Source organism: Streptomyces sp. NPDC019937, assembly GCF_040631655.1.
Taxonomy (GTDB): domain Bacteria; phylum Actinomycetota; class Actinomycetes; order Streptomycetales; family Streptomycetaceae; genus Streptomyces.
In genome coordinates this window covers 111,113-127,889 of the sequence record NZ_JBEYAL010000024.1, presented here as the reverse complement: position 1 = coordinate 127,889, position 16,777 = coordinate 111,113, and the positions used below count along the sequence as shown (strand labels likewise).

The 16,777-nt window shown below is 70.2% G+C and carries 15 protein-coding genes; 9 read left to right on the top strand and 6 right to left on the bottom strand.

What is annotated here, in order from left to right; translation table 11 throughout:
• Positions 1-106: 106 nt before the first annotated feature.
• The 6 genes from gap to pgi all read left to right on the top strand — a co-directional run bounded on the left by gap (position 107) and on the right by pgi (position 5,905).
• Positions 107-1,111, top strand: a complete 1,005-nt coding sequence (gap, locus tag ABZ562_RS24385) for a type I glyceraldehyde-3-phosphate dehydrogenase (RefSeq protein WP_055554271.1) — start codon at positions 107-109, stop codon at positions 1,109-1,111.
• Between the two features lie 81 nt (positions 1,112-1,192).
• The gene (locus tag ABZ562_RS24380; RefSeq protein ID WP_361483402.1) at positions 1,193-2,395 is read left to right on the top strand and encodes a phosphoglycerate kinase; all 1,203 of its coding nucleotides are present in this window, start codon (positions 1,193-1,195) and stop codon (positions 2,393-2,395) included.
• Between the two features lie 6 nt (positions 2,396-2,401).
• The gene (tpiA, locus tag ABZ562_RS24375; RefSeq protein WP_361483399.1) at positions 2,402-3,178 is read left to right on the top strand and encodes a triose-phosphate isomerase; all 777 of its coding nucleotides are present in this window, start codon (positions 2,402-2,404) and stop codon (positions 3,176-3,178) included.
• Between the two features lie 129 nt (positions 3,179-3,307).
• A complete protein-coding gene (secG, locus tag ABZ562_RS24370) occupies positions 3,308-3,535 on the top strand; it encodes a preprotein translocase subunit SecG (protein WP_039942143.1) in 228 nt (75 codons plus the stop codon).
• 218 nt (positions 3,536-3,753) lie between these two features.
• The gene (locus ABZ562_RS24365) at positions 3,754-4,089 is read left to right on the top strand and encodes an RNA polymerase-binding protein RbpA (protein ID WP_009718803.1); all 336 of its coding nucleotides are present in this window, start codon (positions 3,754-3,756) and stop codon (positions 4,087-4,089) included.
• A 163-nt stretch (positions 4,090-4,252) separates the two neighbouring features.
• Complete coding sequence (pgi, locus tag ABZ562_RS24360; protein ID WP_361483443.1) at positions 4,253-5,905, top strand: glucose-6-phosphate isomerase; 1,653 nt, start codon at positions 4,253-4,255, stop codon at positions 5,903-5,905.
• A 92-nt stretch (positions 5,906-5,997) separates the two neighbouring features.
• Here pgi and pgl read toward each other — a convergent pair whose 3' ends face one another.
• The 5 genes from pgl to tkt are packed head-to-tail and all read right to left on the bottom strand — an operon-like array spanning position 5,998 to position 12,754.
• A complete protein-coding gene (pgl, locus tag ABZ562_RS24355) occupies positions 5,998-6,780 on the bottom strand; it encodes a 6-phosphogluconolactonase (RefSeq protein WP_361483396.1) in 783 nt (260 codons plus the stop codon).
• Positions 6,777-7,982: a glucose-6-phosphate dehydrogenase assembly protein OpcA gene (gene opcA / locus ABZ562_RS24350; RefSeq protein WP_361483393.1), complete on the bottom strand. Its 1,206-nt coding sequence runs from the start codon at positions 7,980-7,982 to the stop codon at positions 6,777-6,779. The genes pgl and opcA overlap by 4 nt, the downstream gene beginning before the upstream one ends.
• A complete protein-coding gene (zwf, locus tag ABZ562_RS24345; RefSeq protein WP_361483390.1) occupies positions 7,979-9,505 on the bottom strand; it encodes a glucose-6-phosphate dehydrogenase in 1,527 nt (508 codons plus the stop codon). Before zwf ends, opcA begins: the two co-directional genes overlap by 4 nt.
• A gap of 4 nt (positions 9,506-9,509) precedes the next feature.
• Positions 9,510-10,628, bottom strand: a complete 1,119-nt coding sequence (tal, locus tag ABZ562_RS24340) for a transaldolase (RefSeq protein ID WP_361483387.1) — start codon at positions 10,626-10,628, stop codon at positions 9,510-9,512.
• Positions 10,629-10,675: 47 nt separating this feature from the next.
• Positions 10,676-12,754, bottom strand: a complete 2,079-nt coding sequence (tkt, locus tag ABZ562_RS24335) for a transketolase (RefSeq protein ID WP_361483384.1) — start codon at positions 12,752-12,754, stop codon at positions 10,676-10,678.
• A 374-nt stretch (positions 12,755-13,128) separates the two neighbouring features.
• Here tkt and ABZ562_RS24330 point away from each other — a divergent pair, with 374 nt between their 5' ends.
• The 3 genes from ABZ562_RS24330 to ABZ562_RS24320 all read left to right on the top strand — a co-directional run bounded on the left by ABZ562_RS24330 (position 13,129) and on the right by ABZ562_RS24320 (position 15,787).
• Positions 13,129-14,094, top strand: coding sequence for a heme o synthase (locus tag ABZ562_RS24330; RefSeq protein WP_361483381.1), 966 nt, complete (start codon positions 13,129-13,131; stop codon positions 14,092-14,094).
• 24 nt (positions 14,095-14,118) lie between these two features.
• Entirely contained in the window at positions 14,119-14,454 is a 336-nt protein-coding gene (locus tag ABZ562_RS24325) for a hypothetical protein (protein ID WP_361483378.1), read from the top strand.
• A gap of 163 nt (positions 14,455-14,617) precedes the next feature.
• Positions 14,618-15,787 (top strand): amidohydrolase, encoded by a 1,170-nt coding sequence (locus tag ABZ562_RS24320; RefSeq protein ID WP_361483375.1) that lies wholly within the window; start codon positions 14,618-14,620, stop codon positions 15,785-15,787.
• On the opposite strand, the gene ABZ562_RS24315 is transcribed toward ABZ562_RS24320, so the two are convergent.
• On the bottom strand, positions 15,724-16,752 hold the full coding sequence (locus ABZ562_RS24315) for a COX15/CtaA family protein (RefSeq protein ID WP_361483373.1): 1,029 nt from the start codon (positions 16,750-16,752) through the stop codon (positions 15,724-15,726). The two genes, ABZ562_RS24320 and ABZ562_RS24315, sit on opposite strands and share 64 nt — an antisense overlap.
• Positions 16,753-16,777 lie beyond the last annotated feature (25 nt).

Genomic DNA, 16,777 nt, shown 5'->3' with positions numbered 1-16,777 from the left:
CCAATGTCACGGACGTTCCGTGATAGCGGTAGGGTCGGAGGCGGTCGGGGACATCCCATACAGCTCGCCGGCGTCCAGACCGGCACACCAACGAGGAGATCGGTTCGTGACGATCCGCGTAGGCATCAACGGCTTTGGCCGCATCGGTCGCAACTATTTCCGCGCGCTCCTGGAGCAGGGCGCGGACATCGAGATCGTCGGTGTCAACGACCTGACCGACAATGCCACCCTGGTGCACCTGCTGAAGTACGACACCATCCTCGGACGGCTGAAGCACGAGGTCAGCCACACCGAGGACACCATCACGGTGGGCAACCAGACCTTCAAGACCATGGCCGAGCGTGACCCGGCCGCCCTTCCGTGGGGAGAGCTGGGGGCCGACATCGTCGTCGAGTCCACCGGCATCTTCACCAAGCGTGACGACGCGGCCAAGCACCTGGCCGCGGGCGCCAAGAAGGTCCTGATCTCCGCGCCCGCCAAGGACGAGGACATCACGATCGTGATGGGCGTCAACAACGACAAGTACGACGCGGACCAGCACCACGTCATCTCCAACGCCTCCTGCACCACCAACTGTGTGGCGCCGATGGCCAAGGTCCTCGACGAGAGCTTCGGCATCGTCAAGGGCATGATGACGACGGTCCACGCGTACACCAACGACCAGCGCATCCTGGACTTCCCGCACAAGGACCTGCGCCGCGCCCGCGCCGCCGCGGAGAACATCATCCCGACCTCCACCGGTGCCGCCAAGGCCACCGCGCTGGTCCTGCCGCAGCTGAAGGGCAAGCTGGACGGCATCGCGATGCGCGTCCCGGTCCCGACCGGCTCGGTCACCGACCTGGTGCTGGAGCTGGACCGCGAGGTCACCAAGGACGAGGTCAACACCGCCTTCCAGAAGGCCGCCGAGGGCCAGCTCAAGGGCGTCCTGGAGTACACCGAGGACCCGATCGTCTCCTCGGACATCGTCAACTGGCCGGCGTCCTGCACCTTCGACTCCTCCCTGACCATGGTCCAGGGCAAGCAGGTCAAGGTCGTCGGCTGGTACGACAACGAGTGGGGCTACTCCAACCGCCTCGTCGACCTGACCGTCTTCGTCGGCGGCAAGCTCTGAACCTGCCGCAATGAGCGAGGAACGGGGCCCGCTACGGCACACGTCGTAACGGGCCCCGTGCCATGATCAAGGAGTCACTCTGTGAAGACGATTGACGATCTCCAGGTCGACGGGAAGCGGGTCTTCGTCCGCGCCGACCTCAATGTCCCGCTCGACGGCGAGACGATCACCGACGACGGCCGGATCCGCGCCGTCGCGCCGACCATCGCCACGCTCCTGGAGCGGGGCGCCAAGGTGGTCGTCGCCTCGCACCTCGGCCGCCCCAAGGGCGAGCCCGACCCGCGGTTCTCGCTCGCCCCGGTCGCCAAGCGGCTCGGCGAACTCCTCGGCAAGCAGGTCGCGTTCGCCACGGACACCGTGGACGACAGCGCCCGGGCCGCCGTCGACGGGCTCGCCGCCGGCGAGGTCGCGCTGCTGGAGAACCTGCGCTTCAACGCCGGTGAGACGAGCAAGGACGACGCCGAGCGAGGCGCGTTCGCCGATCGGCTCGCCGCCCTCGCCGACCTCTACGTGGGCGACGGCTTCGGCGCGGTGCACCGCAAGCACGCCTCCGTGTACGACCTCCCGGCGCGGCTGCCGCACGCCGCGGGCGGTCTGATCGCCACCGAGGTCGGCGTCCTGAAGAAGCTCACCGAGGACGTCCAGCGGCCGTACGCGGTGGTCCTCGGCGGCGCCAAGGTCTCCGACAAGCTCGGCGTCATCGACCACCTGCTGGAGAAGGCCGACCGCATCCTGATCGGCGGCGGCATGGCGTACACCTTCCTCAAGGCCCAGGGCCACGAGGTCGGCAAGTCGCTGCTCCAGGAGGACCAGGTTCCGGTCGTCCGGGACTACCTGCGGCGGGCGGAGGAGCGCGGCGTGGAGTTCGTGCTGCCGGTCGACGTCCTCGCGGCGGACGGCTTCCCGGACCTCAAGACCAAGGCCCCGGCGCATCCGCAGGTCGTCTCCGCGGACGCCATCCCGGCCGATCTGGAGGGGCTGGACATCGGTCCGGACACCCGCAAGCTGTACGCCTCGAAGCTCGCCGACACGGCCACCGTCTTCTGGAACGGCCCGATGGGCGTCTTCGAGCACCCCGACTACGCCGACGGCACCAAGGCCGTGGCCCAGGCGCTCCTCGACAGCCCGGCCTTCACCGTGGTGGGCGGCGGCGACTCCGCCGCGGCCGTCCGCATCCTGGGCTTCGACGAGTCCGCTTTCGGCCATATCTCGACCGGCGGCGGTGCAAGCCTCGAATACCTCGAGGGCAAGACGCTCCCCGGCCTCGCCGCACTGGAGGACTGAACCACCGTGAGTGACCGCACCCCGCTGATGGCGGGCAACTGGAAGATGAACCTCAACCACCTCGAGGCCATCGCCCACGTCCAGAAGCTCGCCTTCGCGCTCGCCGACAAGGACTACGAGGCCGTCGAGGTCGCGGTTCTGCCGCCCTTCACCGATCTGCGGTCGGTGCAGACCCTGGTCGACGGCGACAAGCTGAAGATCAAATACGGCGCCCAGGACCTCTCCGCGCACGACTCCGGCGCGTACACCGGCGAGATCTCCGGGCCGATGCTCTCCAAGCTGAAGTGCACCTATGTGACCATCGGCCACTCGGAGCGCCGCCAGTACCACGCCGAGACCGACGAGATCTGCAACGGCAAGGTCAAGGCGGCCTTCCGGAACGACCTCACCCCCATCCTGTGCGTGGGCGAGGGCCTGGACGTCCGCAAGGCGGGCAACCAGGTCGCGCACACCCTCGCGCAGGTGGACGGGGCCCTCAAGGACGTCCCGGCCGAGCAGGCCGAGACCATCGTGATCGCGTACGAGCCGGTCTGGGCGATCGGCACCGGCGAGGTCGCCACCCCCGAGGACGCCCAGGAGGTCTGCGGGGCCATCCGCGCCCGGCTGGCCGAGCTGTACAGCCAGGAGCTGGCCGACAAGGTCCGGATCCAGTACGGCGGCTCGGTGAAGTCCGGGAACGTGGCGGCGATCATGGCGCAGCCGGACGTGGACGGCGCCCTGATCGGCGGCGCGGCGCTGGACGCCGACGAATTCGTCAAGATCGTTCGTTTCCGCGACCAGTGAGTAGGCCCTGAGCCGAGCCTCGTCGTACTCTGTCGGGGGTCGTGGTGGCGCGTTTCGTGCCTCCCCGGCCCCCGTCTCCCGTAATAAACCGTCCGTAACGAGCCCGAGAGAGTTGGTCCAGCTGTGATCATGGGGTTTTCGATCGCCCTCATCATCTTGAGCCTTTTGATGATGATGCTGGTGCTCATGCACAAGGGGAAGGGCGGGGGTCTGTCCGACATGTTCGGTGGCGGAATGCAGTCCTCCGTCGGTGGCTCCTCGGTCGCTGAGCGCAACCTGGACCGCATCACCATCGTGGTCGGGTTGCTGTGGTTCGTCGTCATCGTCGTGCTCGGGTTGTTGATGAAGCTCGACTGACGTTCGACCGAGATGCTGTCGAGGCCCGATTCCGGCCCGATAACTGACGTACCGTCGTCAGTGCGGCCGATTCGCGGCCTATCATGGGGGTGGCGTCCTCAAGGGCGGGTGTAACTCCTGTCGATGGACGCGCGTTGGGCCTTTCGTAGACTGGGGCGCCGGGCAGCGGGGCCGCCATTTCGATGCTTCGCGGCACCATCACGCAGGGAGTTACGACCGTGGCAAGTGGCAACGCGATCCGTGGAAGTCGGGTCGGAGCGGGGCCGATGGGAGAAGCCGAGCGAGGCGAATCGGCGCCGCGCCTGCGCATCTCCTTCTGGTGCTCGAACGGGCACGAGACCGTGCCGAGCTTTGCCAGCGACGCGCAGATCCCGGACACGTGGGACTGCCCCCGCTGTGGCTTCCCGGCCGGCAAGGACCGGGACAACCCGCCGGACCCGCCCCGCACCGAGCCGTACAAGACCCACCTCGCCTATGTGCGGGAGCGGCGCAGCGACGCCGACGGCGAGGCGATCCTCGCCGAGGCGCTCGCCAAGCTCCGTGGCGAGATCTGAGCCGGATCACGGCTCGGACCCCAGCGACAGCGCGTGACGACGGCCCGGCCGGGCACCCTACGGGGGTGCCCGGCCGGGCCGTTGTCAGTGCCGCGGGCTACCGTCAATTAAGTTGGTGGACAACGGGGGCCAGGCACCGATGAGAAGTGGGCTGATGTCCGAGATGAACGCAGAAGGCCGCACCAGGCTCGATCAGCTGCCGGAGTGGAACGCACTGGCCGAGCACCGCAAGGCGCTGGGCGACGCGCATCTGCGCGAGCTGTTCGCGAACGACCCCGAGCGCGCGAGCAGGCTCACGCTCCAGGTCGGCGATCTCCACGTCGACTACTCCAAGCACCTGGTGACGGACGAGACGCTGCGGTTGCTGCGGGAGCTGGCAGGGGCTACCGGAGTGGCCGCGCTGCGGGACGCGATGTTCCGCGGCGAGAAGATCAACACGACCGAGGACCGCGCGGTGCTCCACACCGCGCTGCGCGCGCCCCACTCGGCGGTCATCACGGTGGACGGCGAGGACGTCGTCCCCGAGGTGCACGCGGTCCTCACCAAGATGAGCGTGTTCGCGGACCGCATCCGGGCCCGGGACTGGCACGGCCACACCGGCAAGCCCATCAAGAACATCGTCAACATCGGCATCGGCGGCTCCGACCTGGGCCCGGCCATGGCGTACGAGGCGCTGCGCGCCTACACCGACCGCGAGCTGGTCTTCCGCTTCGTCTCCAATGTGGACGGCGCCGATCTCCACGAGGCGGTGCGCGACCTGGACCCGGCGGAGACGCTGTTCATCGTCGCCTCCAAGACCTTCACCACCATCGAGACCATCACCAACGCCGTCTCCGCCCGCGCATGGCTGCTGAGCGGGCTCGGGGCCGGTGAGGAGGCCGTCGCGAAGCACTTCGTGGCGGTCTCGACCAACGCGGAGAAGGTCTCCGAGTTCGGCATCAACACGGACAACATGTTCGAGTTCTGGGACTGGGTCGGCGGGCGGTATTCCTACGACTCGGCGATCGGCCTCTCCCTGATGGTCGCCATCGGCCCGGACTGCTTCCGCGAGATGCTGGCCGGATTCCATCTGGTGGACGAGCACTTCACCACCGCCCCGCCGGAGCGGAACGTACCGCTGCTGCTCGGTCTGCTGGGCGTCTGGTACGGCGACTTCCACGACGCCCAGGCGCACGCCGTCCTGCCCTACAGCCACTACCTGTCCAAGTTCACCGCCTACCTCCAGCAGCTGGACATGGAGTCCAACGGCAAGTCGGTGGACCGGGAAGGCCATCCGGTCGGCTGGCAGACCGGCCCGGTGGTCTGGGGCACCCCCGGCACCAACGGCCAGCACGCCTACTACCAGCTGCTCCACCAGGGCACCAAGCTGATCCCGGCCGATCTGATCGGCTTCGCCAAGCCGGTGGACGACCTGCGGCCCGAGCTGGTCGCCCAGCACGATCTGCTGATGGCCAACCTCTTCGCCCAGGGGCAGGCGCTGGCGTTCGGCAAGACCCCGGAAGAGGTCGCCGCCGAGGGCACGGCCCCGGAGCTGGTGCCGCACAAGACCTTCCAGGGCAACCGCCCCACCACCACCATCCTGGCCGCCGAGCTGAGCCCGTCCGTGCTCGGCCAGCTGATCGCGCTCTATGAGCACAAGGTGTTCGTCCAGGGCGCCATCTGGAACATCGACTCGTTCGACCAGTGGGGCGTCGAGCTGGGCAAGGTGCTGGCCAAGCGGGTCGAGCCCGCGCTGACCGAGGGCGCCGAGGTGCCGGGGCTCGACGCCTCGACGGCCCGTCTCGTCGCCACGTACCGCTCGCTGCGCGGCCGCTGAGCCACTGAGGCACCGAGGCACTGAGGCAGCCCTGAAAAGCGGCGATCCCCCGTGCGCACCCGAGCGCACGGGGGATCGCCGCCGGACAGCGCCTACGGCGAGGCCGGTGGGTACAGCTCGCGCGGCAGACCGCTCGCCGCCGCCCGGTCCAGCAGCCACAGCGTGCGGCTGCGGCCGTACGCGCCCGCCGCCGGGGCCTGGATCTCCCCGGCCCCCGACAGGGCGATGGTCACCGCCTTCGCCTTGTCCTCACCGGCGGCCAGCAGCCACACCTCCCGCGCCGCGCGGATCGCGGGCAAGGTCAGCGAGACCCGGGTGGGCGGCGGCTTGGGCGCGCCGCGCACCGCGACCACCGTCCGCTCGGTCTCCCGGACGGCGGGCAGCTCGGGGAAGAGCGAGGCCACATGGGTGTCCGGGCCGACGCCCAGCAGCATGACGTCGAAGGACGGTGCCGCGCCGTGGTTCTCCGGCCGTGCGGCGCGGCCCAGCTCGATGCCGTACGCCTCCGCCGCGGCCTCCACATCGCCGCCGTACGGGCCGTCGGACGCGGGCATGGGATGCACCCGCGCCGGGTCCAGATCCACCGCGTCCAGCAGCGCCTCCCGGGCCTGGGTGACGTTGCGGTCGGGGTGGCCCTCCGGCAGGAACCGCTCGTCGCCCCACCACAGGTCCAGCCGGGACCAGTCCACGGCGTCGCGCGCCGGGGACGTGGCGAGGGCCGCCAGCAGGCCGTTGCCGTTGCGGCCGCCGGTCAGCACGACGGAGGCGGAGCCCCGGGCGGCCTGGGCGTCGACGATCTTCGTGATCAGCCGGGCCGCGGCCGCCTGGGCCATCAGCTCCTTGTCGCGGTGGACGACGACCTGCGGGGCGGTCACTTGTCCGCCTTTCCGCCGTTTCCGCCACTCCCGCCGGGCTTTCCCTCCGGCTTGCCGCCCGGCTTCAGGTCCGAGGGCTTCGGAGCCGGCGGGGCCTGCGGCGGGGCGGGGGTGTTCGTCGGGGACGGAGCCGTGCCCGGGTCGCGCGTCGGCAGCGGCGGCCGGGGCGGCGCCGGCGCCTCGCGCGGCCTCTCGGCGGTCGCGGTGGCCGTGCCGCCGCCGGACGAGGTGGCCTCCGCGGCCCCGGCGGGGGCCGGGTCGTGCCGGGCCGCACCGCCGCCGTTCAGCTTGTTCACGCCGAACTTCACCGAGATCGCGTACATCTCGTCCGGGTCGAGCCGGCGCAGCTCCTCGGCGATCAGCTCCGACATCTCCCGCCGCTGCAGCGCGACGTGCCGGTCCGGCTGGCCCGGCATCGCCAGCTCGGCCAGCGCGCCGTCGGCCCGGTCCAGGCAGATCACGCCGTCGGCCGTCTCCAGCCGCACCGCGGTCAGCCCCGGTCCCTCGGAGATCTGCCGGTCGACCGGGACCCGCAGCCGCTCGGCGAGCCACAGCGAGAGCAGTTCGCTGCTCGGGTTGTACGCCTCGCCCTCGACGACCGCGGAGGTGATCTTCGAGTGCTTCTGGTCCAGCGCTGCCGCCAGCACACTGCGCCACGGGGTGATCCGGGTCCACGCCAGGTCGGTGTCGCCCGGGGTGTAGGTCTCGGCCCGCAGGCCCAGGGTGGCGACCGGGTCCTCGGTGGCCTGGGCATCGGTGATGCGACGCTGGGCCAGCTGCCCCAGCAGGTCCTTGGCGGGGTGCTCCGGGGCGTCCTCGGGCCACCACACCACGACCGGGGCGTCCGGCAGCAGCAGCGGCAGAACCACCGAGTAGGCGTGGTTGGCCAGTTCGCCGTGGAGCCGCAGCAGGACCGTCTCACCGGTGCCGGTCTCGCCGCCGACCCGGACCTCGGCGTCCATCCGGGCCATCTTGCGGTCGCGCGGCGAGCGGCCCGGCCGCTTGATGACGACCAGGATGCGCGAGGGGTGCTCCTTGGACGCCTCGCTCGCGGCCTTCAGCGCGTCGTAGTGGTTGCCCTCGTCGGTGACGATGACGAGGGTGAGCACCATGCCCACGGCCGGAGTGCCGGTGGCCCGGCGTGCCTGGACCAGAGCGGAGTTGATCCGGCTGGACGTGGTGTCCGTGAGATCGATGTTCATGGCCGCCGCCAGCTCCGTCCGTCTCGTGCGAGCATCTCGTCCGCGGCCTTCGGCCCCCAGGTTCCGGCCGTGTACTGCTCGGGCTTCCCGTGCTTCTCCCAGTACTCCTCGATCGGGTCGAGGATCCGCCAGGACTCCTCCACCTCCTGGTGGCGCGGGAAGAGGTTCGCGTCGCCCAGCAGGACGTCGAGCAGCAGCCGCTCGTACGCCTCGGGGCTGGACTCGGTGAAGGACTCGCCGTACTGGAAGTCCATCGTCACGTCGCGGATCTCCATGGAGGTGCCGGGCACCTTGGAGCCGAACCGGATGGTGACGCCCTCGTCCGGCTGCACCCGGATGACCAGGGCGTTCTGCCCCAGCTCCTGGGTGTCGGTGGCGTCGAAGGGGGAGTGCGGGGCGCGCTGGAAGACGACGGCGATCTCGGTGACCCGGCGCCCCAGCCGCTTGCCCGTGCGCAGGTAGAAGGGGACGCCCGCCCAGCGGCGGTTGTCGATCTCCAGCTTGACCGCGGCGTAGGTGTCGGTCTTGGACTGCGAGTCGATGCCGTCTTCTTCGAGGTAGCCGCGCACCTCCTCGCCGCCCTGCCAGCCGTGCGCGTACTGGCCGCGCACGGTGTGCTTGCCCAGTTCGCGCGGCAGCTTGACGGCGGTGAGGACCTTCAGCTTCTCGGTGACCAGCGCCTTGGCGTCGAAGGAGGCGGGCTCCTCCATGGCGGTCAGGGCGAGCAGCTGGAGCAGGTGGTTCTGGATGACGTCACGGGCGGCGCCGATGCCGTCGTAGTAGCCGGCGCGGCCGCCGATGCCGATGTCCTCGGCCATGGTGATCTGTACGTGGTCGACGTAACTACGGTTCCACAGCGGCTCGAACATGGTGTTGGCGAAGCGCAGCGCCAGGATGTTCTGGACCGTCTCCTTGCCCAGGTAGTGGTCGATCCGGAAGACGTCGCTGGGCCGGAAGACCTCGTGGACGACCTGGTTCAGCTCCTGGGCGCTCTTCAGGTCGTGGCCGAAGGGCTTCTCGATGACGGCGCGCCGCCAGGAGTGGTTCTGCCCGTCGGACAGCCCGTGCTTCTTGAGCTGCTGCACCACGTTGGGGAAGAACTTGGGCGGCACGGAGAGGTAGAAGGCGAAGTTTCCGCCGGTGCCGCGGGCCTTGTCCAGCTCCTCTATGGTCGCCTTCAGCTTGGCGAACGCCTCATCGTCGGAGAATTCCCCGGGTACGAAGCGGAATCCCTCGGCGAGCTGCTGCCAGACCTCCTCGCGGAACGGGGTCCGCGCGTGTTCCTTCACCGCGTCGTGGACGACCTGGGCGAAGTCCTCGTGCTCCCAGTCGCGGCGGGCGAAGCCGACGAGCGAGAAGCCCGGTGGCAGCAGGCCGCGGTTGGCCAGGTCGTAGACGGCGGGCATCAGCTTCTTGCGGGACAGGTCACCCGTGACCCCGAAGATGACCAGGCCGGACGGCCCCGCGATGCGCGGAAGCCGCCGGTCCTTCGGGTCACGCAGCGGATTGCTGCTGGTGGTCAAGGTTTCACGCCTCCGACGGTGCGAGGCGGTTCAGCTCCGCCTCAGTGGACTTCAGCAGGTCGTTCCAGGACGTCTCGAACTTCTCGACGCCCTCGTCCTCCAGAAGCTGTACGACCTCGTCGTACGAGATGCCGATGGAGGCCAGTGCCTCGATGTCGGCCTTGGCCTGCTCGTAGCCACCGGCCACGGTGTTGCCCTTGATCTCGCCGTGGTCGGCGACCGCCTCGAGGGTGGCTTCCGGCATCGTGTTGACGGTGCCCGGGGCGACCAGCTCGTCGACGTACTGGGTGTCCTTGTAGGCCGGGTCCTTGACGCCGGTCGAGGCCCACAGCGGACGCTGCTTGTTGGCGGATCCGCGGTCCAGGGCGGCCCAGCGGTCGGAGCTGAAGACCTCCTCGTAGGCCTGGAAGGCCAGCCGGGCGTTGGCGATGGCGGCCTTGCCGCGCAGCGCCTTGGCCTCGTCGGTGCCCTGCTTGTCGATGCGCTTGTCGATCTCGGTGTCCACCCGGGACACGAAGAAGGACGCCACCGAGTGGATCTTGGAGATGTCGAGACCGGCCGCCTTGGCCTTCTCCAGACCGGCCAGGTAGGCGTCCATGACCGCGCGGTAGCGCTCCAGGGAGAAGATCAGCGTGACGTTGACGCTGATGCCCAGGCCGATCACCTCGGTGATCGCCGGAAGGCCCGCCTGGGTGGCCGGGATCTTGATGAAGGTGTTCGGGCGGTCCACCAGCCAGGCGAGCTGCTTGGCCTCGGCGATGGTGGCCCTCGTGTTGTGGGCCAGCCGCGGGTCGACCTCGATGGAGACCCGGCCGTCCTGGCCGCCGGTCGCGTCGTGGACCGGGCGCAGGATGTCGGCGGCGTCCCGGACGTCCGCGGTGGTGATCATCCGGACGGCTTCCTCGACGGTGACCTTGCGGGCCGCGAGATCGGTGAGCTGCTGCTCGTAACCGTCGCCGCCGGAGATCGCCTTCTGGAAGATCGACGGGTTGGTGGTGACGCCGACGACGTGCTGCTGGTCGATCAGTTCGGCGAGATTGCCGGAGGTGATCCGCTTCCGGGAGAGGTCGTCGAGCCAGATCGCGACGCCTTCGTCGGCCAGCCGCTTGAGTGCGTCTGTCATGGGGTGTGTCTCCTGTTGCTCGTCGCTGTTCAAGTCGGATGCGGGCGTCACTGCCCGGCGGCGTCCAGGGACTCGCGGGCGGCGGTGACCACGGCGTCGGTGGTCAGACCGAACTCCCGGTAGAGCACCTTGTAGTCGGCGGAGGCGCCGAAGTGCTCCAGCGAGACGATGCGGCCGGCCTCGCCGACGTAGCGGTACCACGTGAGGCCGATACCGGCCTCGACGGCCACGCGCGCCTTCACGGACGGCGGCAGCACGCTGTCGCGGTACCCCTTGTCCTGCTCTTCGAACCACTCGATCGAGGGCATCGAGACGACACGGGTGGGCACACCGGCGGCCTGCAGCTGCTCACGCGCCTCGACGGCGAGCTGGACCTCGGAGCCGGTGCCGATCAGGATCACCTGCGGCTGGCCGCCCTCGGCCTCGAACAGGACGTAACCGCCCTTGGCGGCGTCCTCGTTCGCCTCGTACGTCGGCACGTTCTGCCGGGTGAGCGCGAGGCCGTGCGGGGCCGGCTTGTCGTTGTGGCGGCGGGTGATCTCGCGCCAGGCGATGGCGGTCTCGTTGGCGTCGGCCGGGCGCACGATGTTCAGGCCCGGGATGGCGCGCAGCGCGGACAGGTGCTCGACCGGCTGGTGGGTGGGGCCGTCCTCGCCGAGGCCGATGGAGTCGTGCGTCCACACGTAGGTGACCGGCAGCTTCATCAGCGCGGCCAGCCGCACGGCCGGGCGCATGTAGTCGGAGAAGACGAGGAACGTGCCGCCGTAGACACGGGTGTTGCCGTGCAGCGCGATGCCGTTCATGGTCGAGCCCATGGCGTGCTCGCGGATGCCGAAGTGGATCGTCCGCCCGTACGGGTCGGCCTCCGGCAGCGGGTTGCCCTTCGGGAGGAAGGACGAGGACGCGTCGATGGTGGTGTTGTTGGAGCCCGCGAGGTCGGCCGAGCCGCCCCACAGCTCCGGGATCACTCCGCCGAGCGCCTTGAGCACCTGACCGGACGCCTTGCGGGTGGCGACGTCCTTGCCCGCCTCGAAGACCGGCAGCGCGCTCTCCCAGCCGTCCGGCAGCTCACCGGCGGTGACGCGGTCGAACCGGGCGGCGCGCTCGGGGTTGTTGTTGCGCCACTCCTGGAGCTTCTTGTCCCAGGCGGCGTGCGCCTCGCGGGCGCGGTCGACCAGGCCGCGGGTGTGGTTGATGACCTCGGTGTCGACCTGGAAGTGCTGCTCGGGGTCGAAGCCCAGGACCCGCTTGGTGGCGGCGACCTCGTCGGCGCCGAGCGCGGAGCCGTGGGAGGCCTCGGTGTTCTGCGCGTTCGGCGCGGGCCAGGCGATGATCGTGCGGGCGGCGATGATCGAGGGGCGCTCGGTCTCGGCCTGCGCCGCCTTGAGCGCCGCGTACAGCTGCTCGATGTCGAAGTCGCCGCTGGCCGCCTGCTCGATGCGCTGGACGTGCCAGCCGTACGCCTCGTACCGCTTCAGCACGTCCTCGGACAGCGCGGTGGCGGTGTCGCCCTCGATGGAGATGTGGTTGTCGTCGTAGAGGGCGACGATGTTGCCCAGCTTCTGGTGGCCGGCCAGCGAGGACGCCTCGGCGGAGATGCCCTCCTCCAGGTCGCCGTCGGAGACGATCGCCCAGATGGTGTGGTCGAACGGAGAGGCGCCCTCGGGCGCCTCGGGGTCGAACAGTCCACGCTCGTAGCGGGCGGCCATCGCCATGCCCACCGCGTTCGCGATGCCCTGGCCGAGCGGCCCGGTGGTGGTCTCCACACCGGTGGTGTGGCCGTGCTCCGGGTGGCCCGGGGTGAGGCTGCCCCAGGTGCGGAACGACTTGAGGTCGTCCAGCTCCAGGCCGAAGCCCGCCAGGTAGAGCTGGACGTAGAGGGTCAGGCTGGTGTGCCCGGGGGAGAGGACGAACCGGTCGCGGCCCGCCCAGCCCGCGTCGGAGGGGTCGTGCCGCATGAGCTTCTGGAAGAGAAGGTAGGCGGCGGGCGCGAGACTCATGGCCGTGCCAGGGTGGCCGTTACCGACCTTCTGTACGGAGTCCATGGCCAGGACGCGGGCGGTGTCAACGGCCCGCTGGTCCAGATCGGTCCATTCGAGGTCTGTGGTAGTCGGCTTCGTGCTCACCCTGAGTCAGGGCTCCTCTCCACAATGTCGCTGTCCGGTGACCGTGTGCACACCGGCGCTGTCGAGCCTACCCCTGTAAGAACGGTCATCTTTTCGAGTTCCACTCAACGTCCTGGGGAACGAATCCCAAGGTTCCGGCATTCCCTCGCCAGTTCCCTTACGGGTCTCACGGAAAGCGGTGTTCCGGCGGTGTTCCCGTGGTCATCGGGGGGTTATGCGGACCGTCCGCGCTGGTCTTTCGGGGGGTGCCAACACGACCGGACCCCGGCGGCGGGCGGCGTATCCGCTACGTCTAGAGTGGCGTGGTACGCGCAAGTCTTTACCGGGGCTTCATCTCCGGTGCTTGCTGGTTCTTGCTTCCACCAGGGGTGTGCGTGACGGCCGTCGAATCCCGTCCTGCGGGGGTGCTCGAAACGAGCGAATCGAGCCTCGGTCAGCGGCTTCCGGGCCGCCGGCCGGCCGGGGCCCGGGTCAAGGCGTTCGTGATGCTGACCAAGCCGCGCGTCATCGAACTGCTGCTGATGACCACGGTGCCGGTCATGTTCCTGGCCGCCCAGGGCGTCCCGGATCTGTGGCTGGTCCTCGCGACCTGTGTCGGCGGCTATCTGTCCGCCGGTGGCGCCGCCGCGTTCAACATGTATTACGACCGCGACATCGACGCGATGATGGACCGCACGTCGCAGCGTCCTCTGGTCACCGGCATGGTCTCGCCGCGCGAGTGCCTGGTCTTCGCCTCCTCGCTCGCCGTCGCCTCCACCGCCTGGTTCTGGGTTTTCGTCAACCCGTTGTCCTCGATGCTGGCCCTCGGCGCGCTGGCCTTCTACGTCCTCGTCTACACGATGTGGCTCAAGCGGCGTACCTCGCAGAACATCGTGTGGGGCGGCATCGCGGGCTGCATGCCGGTGCTCATCGGCTGGTCGTCGGTCACCAATGAGGTGTCCTGGGCCGCGGTGATCCTCTTCCTGGTCATCTTCTTCTGGACCCCGCCGCACTACTGGCCGCTGTCCATGAAGGTCAAGGCCGACTACGAGCGGGCGAGCGTGCCGATGCTGCCCGTCATCGCGGGCAACAAGGCGGTCGCCCGGCAGATCGTCCTCTACAGCTGGGCCATGGTCGGCGTCTCGCTGCTGCTGTGGCCGCTCGGCTACACCGGCTGGTTCTACCCGGTGGTGGCGACCGTGCTGGGCGCGTTCTGGCTCAAGGAGGCGCACGGGCTCCAGGCGCGCGCCCGGGCGGAGATCACCGGCGCGAAGCTCAAGGAGATGCGGCTGTTCCACTGGTCCATCACCTATGTCTCGCTGCTGTTCGTCGCCGTCGCCGTGGACCCCTTCCTGCGGTAATTACCGGCGGGTAGCATCGGTGGTATGGCAGATACCACGCAGGCGTCCCCGAAGGACGAGAAGCGGGCCCAGCGGCTCGCCCACCAGATCACGGCCTTCGCCAAGAGCCACGGCGGCAGCGCCGAGGGCCAGCTCGCCCACATCGGCCGCGGCACCGTCCGGATCGCCCTGGTGGGCGCCAACGGTGAATGGGGCACCCTCGTCGCCCCCAGTCAGGACACGGCCCGCCGCGCCGTCGAGATCGCCGGGCTCACGCTCCAGGACGACTTCGACGGCGACCTGGCGGCGAAGGTCCGCACGGGTCCGTACGAATGGAAGCGGATGGCCGGCATCCAGCTGGGCGGCCCGCGCAACGCCTGAACCGGCGCACCGCAAAACCTGAACCCCGCGAAGTCCGTCCCTGGGACCGGCACAATGGGGCCGCGCCCGCATACGGCCGGTCCGCCGGACGCCGACCGGCGACACCTCGTGCGGCATCTGGGCGTTAAGCCCTGCGATGCCGGAGGGCGAGGAGGCGGCGGCGATGGACGAGGCGACGGGTTCCCCGGACACCCTGGGGCCCTGCGGACACGCCCCGGGGCCCGCGACCGGCCCGGTGCCCCGGGACGGGCCGGGCGTGGCGCTGCCGCCGCTGGTCGATCAGCACGGCCACGGCATCGTCCACGGCGAGCTGGGCCTCGGCTCGTTCGAGACGCATCTGGCCACCGCCGCCGGATCGGGCCCGGCGCCGGTGGGGACCACGTATTTCGACAGCTTCACCGGCCTCGCCGTACGCCGCTGGTGCCCGCCGCTGCTGGGCATGGAGCCGCACTGCACGCCGGTGCGCTACCTCGCCCGCCGCCGCGAGCTGGGCGCCTACCGTGCCGCCCGGCTGCTGCTGCGCGGCGCGGGCATCGGCACGTTCCTGCTGGAGTCGGGCGCCCCGAGCGACCTGACCTCGCCCGCCGAGCTGGCGGCGGCGGCCGACGGCCGGGTGCACGAGGTCGTACGGCTCGAACCGCTGGCCGAACAGGTCGCGGACACCTCGGGGACGGTCGACGCGTTCATCGGCAACACCGCCGAGGCCCTGTACGCCGCCGCCCAGCACGCCACCGCCTTCGCGTTGGGCATCACCTTCTGCGACGAGACCCCGCCCGACCCGCGCGAGGTGCGGCGCGCGGCGGCCCGGCGGCTGTCCGTACGCCCGGTGCGCGACCGGGCGCCCGACCCGGTGCTCGCCCAGCATCTGCTGTGGAGCGCCGTGGCGACCGGGCTGCCGGTGCAGCTGCACTGCGCCGATCCCCGGCCGCTCGTCGGCTTCTTACGCGCCACCGCCGGGTTCGGCACCGATCTGGTGCTGCTGCCCGACCGGCCGCATCACCGCCGGGCGGCCCGGCTCGCCGCGGTGTTCCCGCACGTCTACGCGGACGCGGGGCCGCGCCCGGCGGAGACGCTGGCCGAGGCGCCGTTCGGCAAGCTGCTGTTCTCCACCGGCGCCCGAGCGCTGCCCGAGCTGTATGTGACCGCCGCCCGGCTGTTCGGCCAGGCGATGGGCCGGCTGGTGGCCGAGTGGGTCGCCGACGGGATCTGTACGGGGCCGGAGGCCCGGCGGATCGCCGGGCTGGTCGCGGCCGGGACCGCGCGCCGGGTCTACCGGCTGGACGCGGCGGGCTCGGGCTCCGGGGCCGGGTCCGCCGGGGCGCTGTCCGGCTGAACCGCCTCATGGTCGCCGGTCGGGCCGGGGTCCGCGGCGATGGCGAGCGCGGGGCGCTCGCGCTGGGAGAACAGCACCCGCAGGACCGCGATCCACACCAGGCAGGAGCCGAACATGTGGATGCCGACGACCACCTCGGGCAGGCCCGTGAAGTACTGGACGTACCCGATCACGCCCTGGAGGAGCAGCACGGCCAGCAGGTCGCGCACCGCGCGGCGCAGCGGCTCCGGGGCCTTCACGGCGCGCAGCGTGAACCACAGGGCGGCGGTGAGGCCCAGCACGATGTAGACGAAGTCCACGTGCAGTTGGGTGATCTCCTGCCAGTTCAGCGGGATCCGGTGCACCTCGCGGGCGTCACCGGCGTGCGGACCGGAGCCGGTGACCACGGTGCCGATCAGGATCAGCGCCAGGGTCGCGCCGACCAGCAGCCAGGTCAGCTGGCGCACCGGACGGGCCACCAGGTCGCGCGGGGCGCCGTCGCCCTCGCGGGAGCGCTGCCAGACGACCATCCCGACCGTGAGGAGCGCGGTGGCCAGCAGGAAGTGCGAGCTGACGATGTACGGGTTCAGGCCGGTGAGGACGATGATGCCGCCGATGATGGCGTTGCTCATGATCAGCCAGAACTGGGCCCAGCCCAGCCGGGTGAGGGAGCGGCGCCACGGCTGACGGGCCCGGGCGGCGATGATCAGCAGACCGGTGAACGCGCACAGCACGTACGTCAGCATCCGGTTGCCGAACTCGATGGCGCCGTGGATGCCCATGTCGGCGGTGGGCGTGAGGCTCCCGGAGGTGCACCGGGGCCAGGTGTCACACCCCAGCCCGGACTCGGTCAGCCGCACCGCGCCCCCGGTGACGACGATGACCACGGCCATCACCACGGTGGCGAGCGCCGCGCGCTCCACGAAGCGCGCGGAGGGCTGCCAGCGCCGGGCGATCAGCTCGAACGGATTCAGCGAATTCGGCACGGAGCCATCGTAGGACGGAGCTTGT